This is a genomic window from Mesorhizobium sp. M7A.F.Ca.US.006.01.1.1 (genome assembly GCF_003997935.1).
Classification (GTDB): Bacteria; Pseudomonadota; Alphaproteobacteria; order Rhizobiales; family Rhizobiaceae; genus Mesorhizobium.
Genome location: NZ_RZQL01000174.1, coordinates 1 through 15,417, shown reverse-complemented (window position 1 = coordinate 15,417; position 15,417 = coordinate 1). Strand labels below are relative to the sequence as shown.

Sequence of the window (15,417 nt, the reverse complement as noted above, 5' to 3'; positions counted from 1 at the left end):
GCTCACGGATACGGCCGGGCTGCGCGATGCGCCGGGCAAGGTCGAGGCGATCGGCATCGAGAAGGCGAGGGCCAAGGCGCATGGCGCCGATCTCTTGCTGTTGCTCAGGGATGTCGCCGATCCCAGGGAGATCGGACCGCTGCCGACCGCGGCGCCGACCTTGCGCGTCGGCACCAAGCTCGATCTGTTGGAGGACCGCGCGGCGAGCGACGCTCGGGACGGCTATGACCTTGTCATTTCGGTAAAGAACGGGGCGGGCATTGAGGAACTGCTGGCGGAAATCGGCCGGCGGGCGGCGGCGGCGGCCGGCAGCGTCGGCGACGTTTTGCCGTCGCGCCTGCGCCACGTCGAATTGCTTGGCGCTGCTAATAGCCATCTGTTTCGCGCAACCGACGGCCGGACTGTCGGGCAGGAATTGCGCGCCGAGGAGTTGCGGCTTGCAGCAGACCGCCTGGGCCGAATCATCGGCGCCATCGACGTCGAGGACATGCTGGACGTGATTTTCTCGCAGTTCTGCATCGGAAAATGACTCACGTGAAACAATGGGTCGCTGGCGGCCAACACCGTGATTTCGTCATCCACGGGCGGAGCAAGGAGCGTAGCGACGCGGCGCAGACCCGAGGATCCATGCCGCGACATCAAAGCAGCCGCGACGATGCAGAATTCTGCTCCGCTGTACCCTTTGGCTAAGGTCACGGCATGGATCCTCGGGTCTTTGCGACGCCGCTTCGCGGCTGCTCCGCCCGTGGATGACGAAGCTGGGGAGGCTTCGTCTGGGCCACCGCGCTGCGCTGCCTGCGTGACTCACGTGAAACGCGTCAGGCGGCCCCGGTGACTCACGTGAAACATGGAGCTGACAGCCCGCAAGCTTGTTTCACGTGAAACTCGTCGCGGAGTTTTCTTGACAGCAAAGGCTCGCGGGGACATGTGTCCCTCAATCTTTTCGAGTCTGGGACGTTTGGAAATGACCAATCACTATGATGTGGTTGTGGTGGGCGGTGGTCACGCGGGTTGCGAGGCGGCTAGCGCTGCCGCGCGCGCCGGTGCGAAGACCGCTTTGGTGACGCTGCGTTTCGACACGATCGGCGTCATGTCCTGCAATCCGGCGATCGGCGGGCTCGGCAAGGGCCATTTGGTGCGCGAGATCGATGCCATGGATGGCCTGATGGGCCGCGTGGCGGATGCGGCCGGCATTCAATTCCGCCTGCTCAACCGCCGCAAGGGTCCCGCCGTGCGCGGCCCCCGCACGCAGGCCGACAGGAAGCTCTATCGCCTTGCCATGCAGGAAGCGATTCGGCAGCAGAACGATCTCGAGGTTGTCGAAGGCGAGGTTCTGGACTTCGAGATCGTCGCCGGGCAGATCAAGGCTGTTCTCCTGGCTGACGGACGGCGCCTGGCTTGCGGCGCGGTCGTTTTGACGACCGGAACTTTTTTGCGCGGGCTCATTCATATTGGCGAGAAGAAGATTGTTGCCGGCCGCATGAACGAGCAGGCCAGCCTTGGGCTCTCGGCGACGATGGACCGGGCGGGCTTCAAGCTCGGACGGCTGAAGACCGGGACGCCGCCACGGCTCGATGGCCGGACCATCGACTGGGCGTCGCTGGAAACCCAGGCCGCGGATGCGGATCCGGTGCCGTTTTCGCTGATGACCGACCGCATTACCACGCCGCAGATCGATTGCGGCATCACCCGCACGACGACGGCCACGCATGAGCTGATCCGCGCCAATCTCGGCCGCTCGGCCATGTATTCCGGCTCGATCGAAGGTGTGGGGCCGCGCTATTGCCCGTCGATCGAGGACAAGATCGTCAAGTTCGGCGACAGGGACGGCCACCAGATTTTCCTTGAGCCGGAAGGGCTCGACGATGACACGGTCTATCCCAATGGCATCTCGACCTCGCTGCCCGAAGATGTGCAGCTCGATATATTGAAAACCATTCCGGGGTTGGAGCGCGCCGTCATGCTGCAGCCCGGCTATGCCATTGAATATGATCATGTCGATCCGCGTGAGCTGCATCAGACGCTGGAGACGAAGCGCATCAATGGCTTGTTTCTCGCCGGGCAGATCAACGGCACGACCGGCTATGAAGAGGCGGCCGGGCAAGGCTTGCTCGCCGGCCTCAATGCGGCGCGGCGGGCGGCCGGCAGCGAGCAGATCGTGCTCAGCCGCACCGAAGCCTATATTGGCGTGATGGTCGACGATTTGACCAGCCGCGGCATCAGCGAACCCTACCGGATGTTCACCTCGCGGGCCGAGTTCCGGCTGTCGCTGCGCGCAGACAATGCGGATGAGCGGCTGACGCCGTTGGCGTGGAGGTTGGGAATTGCCTCGGCGCAGCGGATGCAGCGCTACGGGCATGTCATGCAAAGCCTGGATGAGGCGCGGGGTTTGGCGAAGTCGCTCACCCTGACGCCGAACGAGGCGGCGCGTCACGGGCTGGAGATCAACCGGGATGGCGTGCGCCGGTCCGGGTATGAATTGCTTTCCTATCCAGACGTCGATGTGGTCTGGCTGGCTCGTGTCGATCCGCGCTTTGCGGCGATCGACGGCAAGACGGCGGAACGCCTCGAAACGGAAGCGAAATATTCGGTCTATCTGGATCGCCAGAAGACGGATGTCGCGCAGATACGGCATGAAGAGAGCCGGCTGATTCCGGAAACCATCGATTTCGCCGGCGTGCCGGGTCTGTCGAACGAGCTGACGCAGAAGATGCAGGCGCGGCGGCCGCGTTCCATCGCCGATGCCCAGCGCATGGAAGGCATGACGCCGGCGGCGCTGGCGATCATTGTCGCGCATGTCCGCCATGCGGAGAGCGCCCAGCGCTTACAAAAGGATGTTGCGTGAGCTCTATTTCCCTGGAGAGCCTGCAGGACGTGGCGGGCCCGGTTTCACGTGAAACATTCGATAGGCTGGTGGCGTTCGAGCAGATGTTCCAGAAATGGAATCGCAGCATCAATCTCGTGGCGCAATCGACCTCGGGCGACGTCTGGCAGCGCCACATTCTGGACAGTGCGCAGTTGGCGCGAATCGAGTCTCGGGCGACACGCTGGGTCGATCTAGGATCCGGCGGCGGATTCCCCGGCCTCGTCATGGCTTTCCTGCTTGCCGAGCGCGACGGCGCCAGCATCGATCTGGTTGAAAGCAATCGCAAAAAGGCGTCCTTCCTGCAGACCGTCGTCGGTCAGTTCAGCCTGCCGGCGCGGGTCGTGGCGCGCCGCATCGATGACAGCCATGTGCTTGTTTCGACGCCGCAAATCGTCACGGCGCGGGCGCTGGCTCCGCTTTCGATGTTGCTGGACCTGTCGGCGCCCTGGCTGACAACAAGTGCGCGCGGCCTGTTCCACAAAGGCAGGGATTACCGCACCGAAGTGCAAGAAAGCGTTCACCGATGGTCCTTCGATCTGGTAGAACATCCCAGTGTGACCGACGTTGGCGGCGTCATCCTGGAATTGTCCAACCTGCGACCTGTCTGATCCGTCACTGACAGGCGATTTGGCGCCCAAAATGAATTTCTGGCATAAACCCATGATGAAGAATGGCCCCCGAATCATCACTGTAGCCAACCAGAAGGGCGGTGTCGGCAAAACCACCACCGCCATCAATCTGGCGACCGCGCTGGCTGCGATCGGCGAAAAGGTGCTGATCGTCGATCTCGATCCGCAAGGAAATGCCAGCACCGGCCTCGGCATCGACCGCAAGGATCGGACGGTCTCGTCCTATGACGTGCTGACCGGCGAGCTGGAACTGGAGGCCGCTGCTATACCCACGGCGGTGCCTGGCCTGTCGATCGTGCCGTCGACCCTCGATCTGCTCGGCATCGAAATGGAGATCGCCTCGGCGCCCGACCGGGTGCTCAAGCTGCGCAATGCGCTGCGCGCCGCGACGGCCCGCGGCGCACCGTTCGGCTATGTGCTGATCGACTGCCCACCGTCGCTCAACCTTTTGACTTTGAATTCAATGGCTGCAGCCGATTCTGTTCTTGTGCCGCTGCAATGCGAGTTTTTCGCGCTCGAAGGTCTCAGCCAGTTGCTGGAGACGGTCGAGCAGGTGCGCCGCTCGATCAATCCGGATCTCACCATCCAGGGCATCGTGCTGACCATGTATGACGGCCGCAACAATCTCGCCAACCAGGTGGTGCAGGATGTGCGCGCGCATATGGGCGACAAGGTCTACGAGACCGTCATCCCGCGCAATGTGCGGGTGTCCGAGGCGCCGTCCTATGGCAAGCCGGCGATCCTCTACGATTTGAAATGCTCGGGCAGTCAGGCCTATCTGCAACTGGCGTCGGAAGTGATCCGCCGCGAACGCAAGTTACGCGCCGCTTGATTAGACTCCCCGCAAATCAAAAGCCGATTCGATACCGAAACGATTTGGAATAGCCAACTGGAATAAAGATGAGCGAAGACCTTTCGAGAAAGAGACTGGGGCGTGGGCTGGCGGCGCTGATCGGCGAGATCGATCGCCCGGCAGCGCCTGAAAAACCTGGCATGAGCGCCGACGGCAAGGTGCCGATCGAGTTCCTGACGCCAAATCCGAAAAATCCGCGCCGGCATTTCGGCGACGCCGAGCTGACCGACCTCGCCCAGTCGATCCGCGAACACGGCGTCGTCCAGCCGGTGGTGGCGCGGCCTTCGCCGACGCAGGCCGGACGCTACGAGATCATCGCCGGCGAGCGGCGCTGGCGCGCGGCGCAGCGCGCCGGGCTGTCCGAGATCCCAGTCATCATCCGCGAGGTCAACGATCGCACCGCGCTTGAACTGGCGATCATCGAGAACGTCCAGCGCACCGACCTCAACGCGGTTGAGGAAGCACTTGGGTATCAGCAGCTGATCGACGAGCACGGCTACACCCAGGCCGATCTCGGCCAGGTGATCGGCAAAAGCCGCAGCCATGTCGCCAACACGCTCAGGCTCTTGAAGCTGCCGGATGTGATCCGCGACATGCTGGTCGACGGCGCGCTGTCGGCGGGCCATGCCCGCACGCTGGTGACGGCGGAAGATCCGGCCGGCCTTGCCAAGCGTATCGTCGAAGAAGGACTTTCGGTGCGCCAGGCCGAAGCGCTGGCGCAGATGCCGGCCGGCACCAGCAGCGCCAGGGAAGCCAGGCCCGCGCCAAGTCCTGACGAAAAGGACGCCGACACGCTGGCGCTGGAAAAGCTGTTGACCGATACGATCGGCATGATCGTGTCTGTGGATCACAAGGGCAAGGGCGGCGTGCTGCGGGTTTCGTACCGGTCGCTGGAGCAGCTTGATGAGCTGTGCAGAAGGCTGAAGCAGGAGCGGTAGTTAGCCGGCTGAATTATCAAGCCAAAGACTGATTTGGCATATACGGAAGGGCTGGCCGTGGGTCGGCCCTTTTCTTTTGTTGCGATGGTGACTGGCGAAATCGTTGAAGCTGCCAATCTCCCCCTCGTGGGGGAGATGGCCGGCAGGGTTGTTCCTGTCTTGCCGCGGCGGCGCGTTTGGCGAATGGCTTCCCCCACTCCGTCGCCGCTTCGCGGCGCCACCTCTCCCCCCCTCCGGAGGGAGAGGAAGGGAGCCAGGGACGGCGACCTCGCGCCGTTCCTCTCCCCCGTCGATCGGGGGAGAGGTGTCGAGCGAAGCTCGACGGAGTGGGGGGTCGACCTTCACCGAAGCAATGATTGCCACTTGACTTCCTTGCGTCAGATGGAGGCCAGCGCTCCACGCGCAACGACCCCCTCTGTCGCCTTCGGCGACATCTCCCCCTCGAGGGGGGAGATCAGGCGCGCTGCGCCAACCTGCTGCTTTCCACCGCAATTCCAAGCAGCGCCTGGCGGGCGAGCGCCACGGACAGATCGGGCCGCCGCCTGGTTTGCAGCACCGCGGTTTGCAGCCGGGTCAGCGCGCGGCTGAGCGCTTCGACGCTCCAGCGCTCCAGCACCTTCTCCACCAGCTTGCGCCTGGAGAAAAACACCGGCGGACGGGCGGCGGCGACGACCGAGGCTGCGTTGCGGTTGCCCGTTTCCATCTGGCCGCGCATGGCCTGGATCTGCTGCAACTGCCGCATCGCCGAGGACAGCACCAGGAAGGGCTGGCCGCCGGACTGGCAATGGCGGGTGAAGGCGGTGTCGAAGTCGCCGATCTTGCCTTCGAGAAGCGCGTCGACCGCGTCGTCGAATGAGGCGCCGGAGACATCGCCCGACATCGCCTTGACCTCTTCCAGCCCGATCTCGTTCTGGCCGTGCGCGTAGAGGACGAGCTTCTCGATCTCGCCGCGCGAGGCCAACCGGTCGCCGCCGAGATTGCGGCGCAGCGCCTGCCTTGCCTCCATGGTCATCGACATGCCGGCCTTGCTCAATTCGGCGTCGATGACCCCGTCGATGTCGCGCGCCTCATCGGCGTAGCAAGGCAGCGCCATGGCGTTGTCGGCCGCCTCGACGATGGCGCGCAGGCCGACGCCCTTCTTGAGGTCGCCGGCCTCGATCAGAATGATGGCATCGCGCGCGGGCTCCGCCGTCAGCGCCTTGACGTCGTCGGCCAGCGCCTTCTGGCCGCTGGCATTGCGCACCCAGAGCAGGCGCCGGTCGGAAAACATCGGCACGGTGCGCGCCTCGTCGAGCAGCCTGCCCTCGTCGCGGTCGACCTCCGAACCCTCCAGCCTGACCACCGAGAAGGGATCGTCAAGCGGCAGGCCGGTCTTGCCGGCAAACGCCTTCGCCCGCTCGGAGACGAGGCCGCGATCGGGGCCGTAAAGCAGGACGATCGAGATGCGCCGGTCCGGCTTCGCGAGCCAGCCATCGACCTCATATGCTTTCTTCTGTGCCATGGCGGGTTGGTTAGCATGATGCGGGGGCGAGGTGAATGGAGTTCGATCTCCCCCTCGTGGGGGAGATGTCCGGCAGGACAGAGGGGGTCGGTTCGACGGGATGCGACCTCCTTGCAACAGATGGAGGCTGGCGCTCCATGCGCGGCGACCCCCTCTGTCGCCTTTGGCGACATCTCCCCTCGAGGGGGGAGATTCCGCGCTCCGCCGCGCTGCAAGGTGAGCATCCACCCCACCAATCACCTTATCTGCCGGCAAACCCGGCCCAACCTTTTCTCTAATTGCGCATCCTCGCCCAACATCGACAAGAAATTTCGCGGACATATCTTCATCTTGGTGCGTGGGAGGCTGGATCGGCCGGCGCTGCCGGGACCGACGTCCGAAGGCTGCCCGACGAATTCGCACTGGCCTGGCGGCGCAGATATGCAAATATCGGCACCAGGCAACATTGGAGGACAAAGGTCATGGCCGATGCTGGGATGTTGCGTTTCCACGTTCCGGAACCGGAAGTGCGCCCGGGCGGAACGCCTGATTTTTCCAATGTGCCGATCCCGAAGGCCGGCTCGGTGCCGCGCCCCGAGATCGATGTCGATCCGCGCACCATCCGCGATCATGCCTTCTCGATCATCCGGGTGCTGAACCGCACTGGCGAAGCCGTCGGTCCCTGGGCCGGACTGCTTTCCAGCGACGAGCTGTTGGCCGGCCTGCGCCACATGATGACGCTGCGGACCTTCGACGCGCGCATGCAGATGGCGCAGCGGCAGGGCAAGACCTCGTTCTACATGCAGCATCTGGGCGAAGAGGCCGTGGCTTGCGCCTTCCGCAAGGCGCTTGAACCCGGCGACATGAACTTTCCGACTTATCGCCAGGCCGGGCTGCTGATCGCCGACGGCTATCCGATGGTCACGATGATGAACCAGATCTATTCCAACGAGGCCGACCCGCTGAAGGGCCGGCAATTGCCGGTCATGTATTCGTCGAAGGAGCACGGCTTCTTCTCGATCTCCGGCAATCTGGCGACGCAGTACATCCAGGCGGTCGGCTGGGCGATGGCCTCGGCGATATCGAACGATTCGCGCATCGCAGCCGCCTGGATCGGCGACGGCTCGACCGCCGAATCCGATTTCCATTCGGCGCTGGTGTTCGCCTCTACCTACAAGGCGCCGGTCGTGCTCAACGTCGTCAACAACCAGTGGGCGATCTCGACCTTTCAAGGCATCGCGCGCGGCGGCTCGGGCACGTTCGCCGCGAGGGGCCTTGGTTTCGGCATCCCGTCATTGCGCGTCGACGGCAATGATTATCTCGCGGTGCATGCGGTCGCCAAATGGGCGGCGGAGCGGGCGCGCAGCAATCTCGGGCCGACGCTGATCGAATATGTCACCTACCGCGCCGGCGCGCATTCGAGCTCGGACGATCCCTCGGCCTATCGGCCAAAGACTGAATCCGACGCCTGGCCGCTCGGCGATCCGATCGTGCGGCTGAAGAACCATCTCATCGCGCTCGGCGTCTGGTCGGACGAGCGGCACGCGCAGGCCGAGGCGGAAATCCTCGACACGGTGATCGCGGCGCAGAAGGAAGCGGAAAGCCACGGCACGCTGCATGCCGGCGGCAAGCCATCGACGCGCGACATGTTCGAAGGGCTCTATGCCGAGATGCCGCCGCATCTCAGACGCCAGCGCCAGCAGGCGGGAGTCTGAGCCATGCCGAGGCGGACCATGATCGAGGCCATTCGCGATGCCATGGATGTATCGATGGGGCGCGACGACAAGGTTGTCGTGTTCGGCGAAGATGTCGGCTTCTTCGGCGGCGTCTTCCGCTGCACGCAGGGCCTGCAGGCCAAATACGGCAAGAGCCGCTGCTTCGACGCGCCGATCAACGAATCCGGCATTGTCGGCTCGGCCATCGGCATGGCCGCCTATGGCCTGAAGCCCTGCGTGGAGATTCAGTTTGCCGACTACATGTATCCTGCCTACGACCAGCTGACCCAGGAAGCGGCGCGGCTGCGCTACCGCTCCAACGGCGATTTCACCTGCCCGATCGTGGTGCGCATGCCGACCGGCGGCGGCATCTTCGGCGGCCAGACGCACAGCCAGAGCCCGGAAGCGCTGTTCACTCACGTGTCGGGGCTGAAGACGGTGGTGCCGTCCAACCCGCATGACGCCAAGGGGCTTTTGATCGCGGCGATCGAAGACCCCGATCCGGTGATTTTTTTGGAGCCGAAGCGGCTCTACAATGGCCCGTTCGACGGCCATCACGACCGGCCGGTGACGCCATGGTCGAAGCATGAGCTGGGCGAGGTCGCCGACGGCCACTACACGGTGCCGCTCGGCAAGGCAGCGATCCGCCGGGCTGGCTCGGCCCTCACCGTGCTCGCCTACGGCACCATGGTTTATGTCGCGCAGGCGGCCGTCGAGGAAACCGGCATCGATGCCGAGATCATCGATCTCAGGACCCTGCTGCCGCTCGACCTCGACACGATCGTCGCCTCGGTCAGGAAGACCGGGCGCTGCGTCATCGTGCATGAGGCGACGCTGACCTCGGGCTTCGGCGCCGAGCTGTCGGCGCTGGTGCAGGAAAACTGCTTTTATCACCTCGAAGCGCCGGTTGCTCGCGTTGCCGGCTGGGACACGCCCTATCCGCATGCGCAGGAGTGGGATTATTTCCCCGGTCCCGCCCGGGTCGGCCGTGCCTTGCTTGAAACCATGGGAGCCTGAGATGGGCGAACACATCATCAAGCTGCCCGATGTCGGCGAAGGCGTCGCCGAGGCCGAGCTGGTCGAGTGGCACGTCAAGATCGGCGACATGGTGCGTGAGGACACCGTGCTTGCTGCTGTGATGACCGACAAGGCGACAGTCGAAATCCCGTCGCCGGTCGATGGCGAAATCCTGTGGCTTGGCGCCGAGATCGGCGACACGGTGGCGATCGGTTCGCCCATCGTGCGGCTGAAGGTGGCGGGCGAGGGCAATGCCAAGCCGCAAGGCGGCGAAGTGGAAGTGGTGTCCGCTGAGCCTCCGGCAAAACTTCCGACCCCGAAGCCCGAGGCTGCTGCGCCGGTCGTGAAGACATCGCCAAAGAGCGACGAGCCCAAGGCGAAACCGGCGGCGTCACCGAAAAGCACGGCGCACCCTTCCGTATCCGGCGCACCGCGTCCCGAAGGCGAGAAACCACTGGCCTCGCCGGCTGTTCGTCTGCGGGCAAAGGAAGCCGGCATCGATCTCAGGCAGGTTGCGGGATCCGGCCCGGCCGGCCGCATCGGCCATGAGGACATCGAGGCTTTCCTGGCACGCGGACCGCAGGTCGCCAAGGCATCCAGCCTCGCCCGCAACGATGCTGTCGAGGATATCAAGGTGGTGGGCTTGCGGCGCAAGATCGCCGAGAAGATGTCGCTGTCCAAATCGCGCATCCCGCACATCACCTATGTCGAGGAGATCGATGTCACGGCGCTGGAGGAATTGCGCGCCGCACTCAACAAGGAGAAGCGCCCGGGTAAGGGTGGTGGCGTGGAGCGGCCGAAGCTGACGCTGCTGCCGTTCCTGATGCGGGCCATGGTCAAGGCGATAGCAGACCAGCCCAATCTCAATTCGCTGTTCGACGACGAGGCCGGCATCATCCACCAGCATGGCGGCATCCATATCGGCATCGCCGCGCAGACGCCGTCGGGGCTGGTGGTTCCGGTGGTCAAGCACGCCGAGGCGCGCGACATCTGGGATTGCGGCACTGAGGTCATCAGGCTGGCCGAGGCGGCCAAGTCCGGCACCGCGACACGTGACGAGCTGTCCGGCTCGACCATCACCATCACCTCGCTCGGCGCCATGGGCGGCGTGGCGACGACACCTGTCATCAACCATCCGGAAGTGGCGATCATCGGCGTCAACAAGATGATGGTGCGGCCGGTGTGGGACGGCACCCAGTTCATCCCGCGCAAGATGATGAACCTGTCGTCCAGCTTCGACCATCGGGTGATCGACGGCTGGGACGCCGCGGTGTTCATCCAGCGGATCAAGACGCTGCTGGAAACGCCGGCGTTGATCTTTGTGGATTGAGGGGCGGGACAATCGAGATGTCGGCGGGACAGCGCCCCCCCTCTGCCTTGCCAGGCATCTCCCCCTCAAGGGGGGAGATCGGCAGCTTCGCCATCCCCGCCTCTCTTTAAGTTTTGGAGATTGGCGAAAGCCGAGGTGACATCCAATCTCCCCACTAGAGGGGGAGATGTCCGGCAGGACAGAGGGGGGCGCGAAGGATCGCTACAGAGGGCTCTTCTTGGGCGGACGCGACAACGAGCTAGGATGACGTCATGAAAGAAATCTCCTGCAAGCTGCTCGTCATCGGCGCCGGTCCTGGTGGCTATGTCTGCGCTATCCGCGCCGGGCAGCTCGGCGTCGATACGGTGATCGTGGAAGCCGGCAAGCCGGGCGGCACTTGTCTCAATGTCGGCTGCATCCCGTCCAAGGCGCTGATCCATGCGGCGGAAGAGTTCGAGAAGGTATCGCACATGGAAGGCGGCAACAGCCCGCTCGGCATTTCGCTCACCGCACCGGCACTCGACCTGGCGAAGACGATCGCCTGGAAGGACGGCATTGTCAGCCGGCTCAACAGTGGCGTCGCCGGCCTGCTCAAGAAGGCCGGGGTGAAGACCGTGCAAGGCTGGGCTACCTTTCGCGACGGCAAGACCGTCGCGGTCGAGACCGAGACCGGCGTACAGGTCATCCGGGCCGAGACGATCGTCATCGCCACTGGTTCGGCGCCGGTCGAGCTGCCGTTCCTGCCGTTCGGTGGGCCGGTGATTTCGTCAACCGAGGCGCTGGCGCTGAGTGAAGTGCCGCAAAAACTCGCGGTCGTCGGTGGTGGCTATATCGGACTGGAACTCGGCATAGCCTTCGCGAAAATGGGCGCCAAAGTGACCGTGGTCGAGGCGCTGCCCCGCGTGCTGGCGCAGTATGACGCGGAGCTGACCCGGCCGGTGGTCAAGCGGCTCGCCGCGCTCGGCGTCGAGGTGATGCTGGGCGCCAAGGCGAAGGGGCTTTCAACCAAGGGTGACGCGTTGCTGGTCGAGACAGCGGACGGCAAGAGCGCCAAGGTCGCCGCCGAAAAAATTCTCGTCACGGTCGGCCGCAAGCCGGTGACCGAAGGCTGGGGGCTCGAGCAGATCGACCTCGACAGGGCAGGCAAATTCATCCGCATCGACGACCAGTGCCGCACCTCGATGCGCGGCATCTTTGCCATCGGCGACGTCACCGGCGAGCCGATGCTGGCGCACCGGGCGATGGCGCAGGGCGAGATGGTCGCCGAGGTCATTGCCGGTCACAAGCGCAACTGGGACAAGCGCTCGATACCGGCCGTCTGCTTCACCGATCCCGAGTTGGTGACCGCAGGCCTGTCGCCGGAAGAGGCCAAGGCGCTCGGCGGCGAGATTAAGATCGGCATGTTCCCGTACGCCGCCAATGGGCGGGCGATGACGAAGCTGGGTGAGGACGGCTTTGTCCGTGTCGTGGCGCGGGCCGACAATCATCTGGTGCTCGGCATCCAGGCTGTCGGGCAGGGTGTGTCGGAACTGTCAGCGGCGTTCGGGCTGGCGCTGGAGATGGGCGCGCGGCTGGAGGACATCGCTGGCACCATCCATGCGCATCCGACGCAAGGTGAGGGGTTCCAGGAAGCGGCGCTGAAGGCACTGGGGCACGCGCTGCATATTTGAGGTTTGGTAATCTCCCCCCTTGAGGGGGAGATGGCCGGCAGGCCAGAGGGGGTCGGTTCGACCGGATGCGACCTCCTTGCACCAGAGGGGGTCGGCGCTTCACGCGAGGCGACCCCCTCTGTCGCCTTCGGCGACATCTCCCCCTCAAGGGGGGAGATTAGGCGCTCAGCCTTCACCCAGCCAGCCGGCTCACCATCTCGTGCTGGGCATAGGCGCGGCCAAAACGGTTGGCCAGAAACGCGTCGAGGGCGATGTCTTCCTGCTTGATGAAGCCGGTCGCCGGAAGGCTGCCGTCGGCCAGCATGTCGAGCACGGCGCAGATGCCGGACGCCGTGGTGATCTGGATAGCGCTGCGCACCACCTGGCCGACACGCTGGGAATAGATCTTGTTGGCGTAGGTCTCCTGCAGCAGGCGGCCGTTCTTGCGGCCGGAGACGGTGACGAAGACGATGACGACGTCCTGCAAGGTCGCCGGCAGGGCGCTTTCAAAAATGTCCTTCAGCACGTCGCGGCGGTGGCGCAGGCCGAGATCGTTGAGCAGCGCCTTCATGATCGCGGCATGGCCGGGATAGCGGATGGTGCGGTAGTTCAGCGTCCGCACCTTGCCCTTCAGCGTCTCGGCCAGCGTGCCCAGACCACCCGAGGTGTTGAACGCTTCGTAGGTGACGCCGTCGAGCGAGAATTCCTCGCGCTCTTCCAGCGGCGGCACTTCGACCAGTTCGCCCTCGACGATCGCTTCGCAAGGCTCGCAATATTCGTTGATGACGCCGTCGGTGCTCCAGGTCAGATTGTAGTTCAGCGCGTTGGACGGATATTGCGGCAAAGCGCCGACGCGCATGCGCACGCTTTCCAGAGAGTCGAAGCGGCTGGCGAGATCGTTGGCGACGATCGAGATGAAGCCCGGCGCCAGGCCGCATTGCGGAATGAAGGCGCTTCTGCCCGAACGCGCCAGTTCCTTGACGCGGCGAGTCGAGACGACATCCTCGGTCAGGTCGAGATAGTGCACGCCGGCACTGGCCGCCGCCTCGGCGATGCGGGTGGTCAGATGGAAGGGAGCGGCGCTGAGCACCGCGAATTTGCCGGCGAGTGCGGCTTCAAGCGCGCCGGATGCTTCGATGTCGAGCTCCAGCGTCGCAACCGTGGCCGGGACTTCGGCCGCTGCGAGCTGTGCTGCCGAGCGGTCGACGAGCGTGACCTGATAATCTCCCGTGGCGGCGAGCATCTCGGCAATGGTCGAGCCGATCTTGCCGGCGCCGACAACGACAATTTTCTTCATGACAAATCCCTCACTGGTTGTGAGCACAGATTCGCAGCTTGCCCGTCGAAAGGAAGCGTGGTTCTGTACGAAACGAACCCATTGATTGGTCAGTCCGCCGAGAAGAATCGTCGAAATGCTCAGCGATGCCGAACAGACCCTGCTTTCGCTGCTGCGCGAGAATGCGCGCGCCTCGACCGCCGAGCTGGCGCGGCGGCTTGGCGTCTCGCGGACCACCGTGCAGAGCCGCATCGAACGGCTGGAACAGCGTGGCATCATCACCGGGTATGGTGTGCGACTGGCGCCGGACTACGAGCAGGGGCTGGTGCGGGCGCATGTGCTGCTCACCGTGACGCCCAAGCTCGCCGACAAGGTGGTGCGGGGCCTGCGCGCGTTGACGACGGTCAGGACGCTGCATTCGGTCAGCGGCAATTTCGACATGATCGTCATCGTCGACGCGCCGTCGATCCGCGACCTCGACATGCTGCTCGACCAGATCGGCGCCATGGACGGGGTCGAACGGACCCTGTCGTCGATCATCCTGTCGACGCGGATAGATCGGTGAGTGGTGACACCCCTGTGCGACTAATGTCGGCAGGACAGAGAAGCTGCCAATCTCCCCCCTTGCGGGGGAGATGGCCGGCAGGCCAGAGGGGGTCGGTTCGACCAGATGCGACCTCCTTGCGACAGATGGAGGTTGGCGCTTCACGCGAGGCGACCCCCTCTGTCGCCTTCGGCGACATCTCCCCCTCAAGGGGGGAGATCAGGCTCTAATCTGACGCCAGCGGAAAACTCACCGCCACAGCAAGGCCAGGCCGGCGATCCTCCAGCGTAATCGACGCACCGTGCAGATCGGCGATTGCCCGGACAAGGCTGAGGCCGAGGCCGCTGCCTGATGTCGAGCGGCTGTGGTCCAGCCGGTAGAGCCGCTGGAACACTTTCTCGCGCTCTTCCGCCGGAATGCCGGGACCATTGTCGGCGACGCTGGCAACGACGCGTTCGCCCTGGCGCGCCACCGACAGCTTTATCGTCGTGCCCGATGGACAATGGCGCAACGCGTTCTCGACCAGATTGGCGAACATCTGCGTCAGCAGCTCGCGATCGCCATGGATCCGGTCCGTCGTTTCCTGTGGTTGCGCCAACGACAGCGACTTTCCGTCGTCCTCGGCAACATCGGCATAGATCTCGGCGATAGTTTGCAGCACCTCGCCCGGATCGACATCGGTGAACCGCGCCCGGCGGGCGCCGGCTTCGATCTGCGCGATGCGCAGCAGCGCATCGAAGGTCTCGTTGATCTGCAGGCTCTCGGCATGCGCGTCGGCCAGTTCGGCGGCGATTTTCTGGCCCGACAGATTCTTCTCCGATGCGGTGTCGAGGATCATCTGCAACCGGTTGAGCGGCGTCTTCAGGTCGTGGGCGATGTTGGCGCTGACCTGTTTCATGCCTTCGACCAGCGCCGACAGGCGGTCGAGCGCGGCATTGACCTGGCTGGAGACGATGTCGATGTCGTCGCCCTTGCCGGTCAGCGGAATGCGGGTGTCCAGCCGTCCGTGTGAGACATCCACCATGGTGGCGGCGATGCCGTCGAGACGGCGCTGGACGCGCGAGGCCAGCAGGGCGCCACCGGCGACCGCCAGCCCGGTGATGATCAGGGTTCCCCAGCCAAAGCTCATCAGCACGATTCT

The 15,417-nt window shown here is 64.4% G+C and carries 12 protein-coding genes and 1 pseudogene; 10 read left to right on the top strand and 3 right to left on the bottom strand.

The annotated features are described in order from the left end of the window. The 5 genes and pseudogenes from EN943_RS25850 to EN943_RS25830 form a co-directional block, all read left to right on the top strand. A pseudogene (locus EN943_RS25850) lies at positions 1-529 on the top strand (tRNA uridine-5-carboxymethylaminomethyl(34) synthesis GTPase MnmE); the annotation flags it as partial. Between the two features lie 435 nt (positions 530-964). Then, positions 965-2,845, top strand: a complete 1,881-nt coding sequence (mnmG, locus tag EN943_RS25845; protein ID WP_127415163.1) for a tRNA uridine-5-carboxymethylaminomethyl(34) synthesis enzyme MnmG — start codon at positions 965-967, stop codon at positions 2,843-2,845. Next, on the top strand, positions 2,842-3,474 hold the full coding sequence (gene rsmG, locus EN943_RS25840; RefSeq protein WP_127415162.1) for a 16S rRNA (guanine(527)-N(7))-methyltransferase RsmG: 633 nt from the start codon (positions 2,842-2,844) through the stop codon (positions 3,472-3,474). Before mnmG ends, rsmG begins: the two co-directional genes overlap by 4 nt. Before the next feature lie 52 nt (positions 3,475-3,526). After that, on the top strand, positions 3,527-4,327 hold the full coding sequence (locus EN943_RS25835) for a ParA family protein (RefSeq protein WP_127415161.1): 801 nt from the start codon (positions 3,527-3,529) through the stop codon (positions 4,325-4,327). Positions 4,328-4,395: 68 nt separating this feature from the next. Then, a complete protein-coding gene (locus EN943_RS25830; protein ID WP_127415160.1) occupies positions 4,396-5,286 on the top strand; it encodes a ParB/RepB/Spo0J family partition protein in 891 nt (296 codons plus the stop codon). A gap of 454 nt (positions 5,287-5,740) precedes the next feature. Here EN943_RS25830 and holA read toward each other — a convergent pair whose 3' ends face one another. Beyond that, the gene (gene holA, locus EN943_RS25825) at positions 5,741-6,787 is read right to left on the bottom strand and encodes a DNA polymerase III subunit delta (protein ID WP_127415159.1); all 1,047 of its coding nucleotides are present in this window, start codon (positions 6,785-6,787) and stop codon (positions 5,741-5,743) included. Positions 6,788-7,248: 461 nt separating this feature from the next. On the opposite strand from holA, the gene EN943_RS25820 reads away from it, so the two are divergent. The 4 genes from EN943_RS25820 to lpdA all read left to right on the top strand — a co-directional run bounded on the left by EN943_RS25820 (position 7,249) and on the right by lpdA (position 12,477). After that, a complete protein-coding gene (locus EN943_RS25820; protein ID WP_127415158.1) occupies positions 7,249-8,481 on the top strand; it encodes a 3-methyl-2-oxobutanoate dehydrogenase (2-methylpropanoyl-transferring) subunit alpha in 1,233 nt (410 codons plus the stop codon). Positions 8,482-8,484: 3 nt separating this feature from the next. Beyond that, the gene (locus EN943_RS25815) at positions 8,485-9,498 is read left to right on the top strand and encodes an alpha-ketoacid dehydrogenase subunit beta (RefSeq protein ID WP_127415157.1); all 1,014 of its coding nucleotides are present in this window, start codon (positions 8,485-8,487) and stop codon (positions 9,496-9,498) included. Position 9,499: 1 nt separating this feature from the next. Next, positions 9,500-10,828 carry a dihydrolipoamide acetyltransferase family protein gene (locus EN943_RS25810; RefSeq protein WP_127415156.1) on the top strand — a complete coding sequence of 443 codons (1,329 nt, stop codon included), beginning with the start codon at positions 9,500-9,502 and terminating at the stop codon, positions 10,826-10,828. 251 nt (positions 10,829-11,079) lie between these two features. Continuing rightward, the gene (gene lpdA, locus EN943_RS25800; protein ID WP_127415155.1) at positions 11,080-12,477 is read left to right on the top strand and encodes a dihydrolipoyl dehydrogenase; all 1,398 of its coding nucleotides are present in this window, start codon (positions 11,080-11,082) and stop codon (positions 12,475-12,477) included. A gap of 172 nt (positions 12,478-12,649) precedes the next feature. Here the strand turns inward: lpdA and EN943_RS25795 are convergent, their stop codons facing one another. Next, a complete protein-coding gene (locus EN943_RS25795; protein WP_127415154.1) occupies positions 12,650-13,753 on the bottom strand; it encodes a saccharopine dehydrogenase family protein in 1,104 nt (367 codons plus the stop codon). 115 nt (positions 13,754-13,868) lie between these two features. Between EN943_RS25795 and EN943_RS25790 the strand changes: the two genes are divergently transcribed. Beyond that, positions 13,869-14,297 carry an Lrp/AsnC family transcriptional regulator gene (locus EN943_RS25790; RefSeq protein ID WP_127415153.1) on the top strand — a complete coding sequence of 143 codons (429 nt, stop codon included), beginning with the start codon at positions 13,869-13,871 and terminating at the stop codon, positions 14,295-14,297. A 205-nt stretch (positions 14,298-14,502) separates the two neighbouring features. Here EN943_RS25790 and EN943_RS25785 read toward each other — a convergent pair. Then, on the bottom strand, positions 14,503-15,417 hold a 915-nt coding region (locus EN943_RS25785; protein WP_164778367.1), incomplete at its 5' end, for a HAMP domain-containing sensor histidine kinase.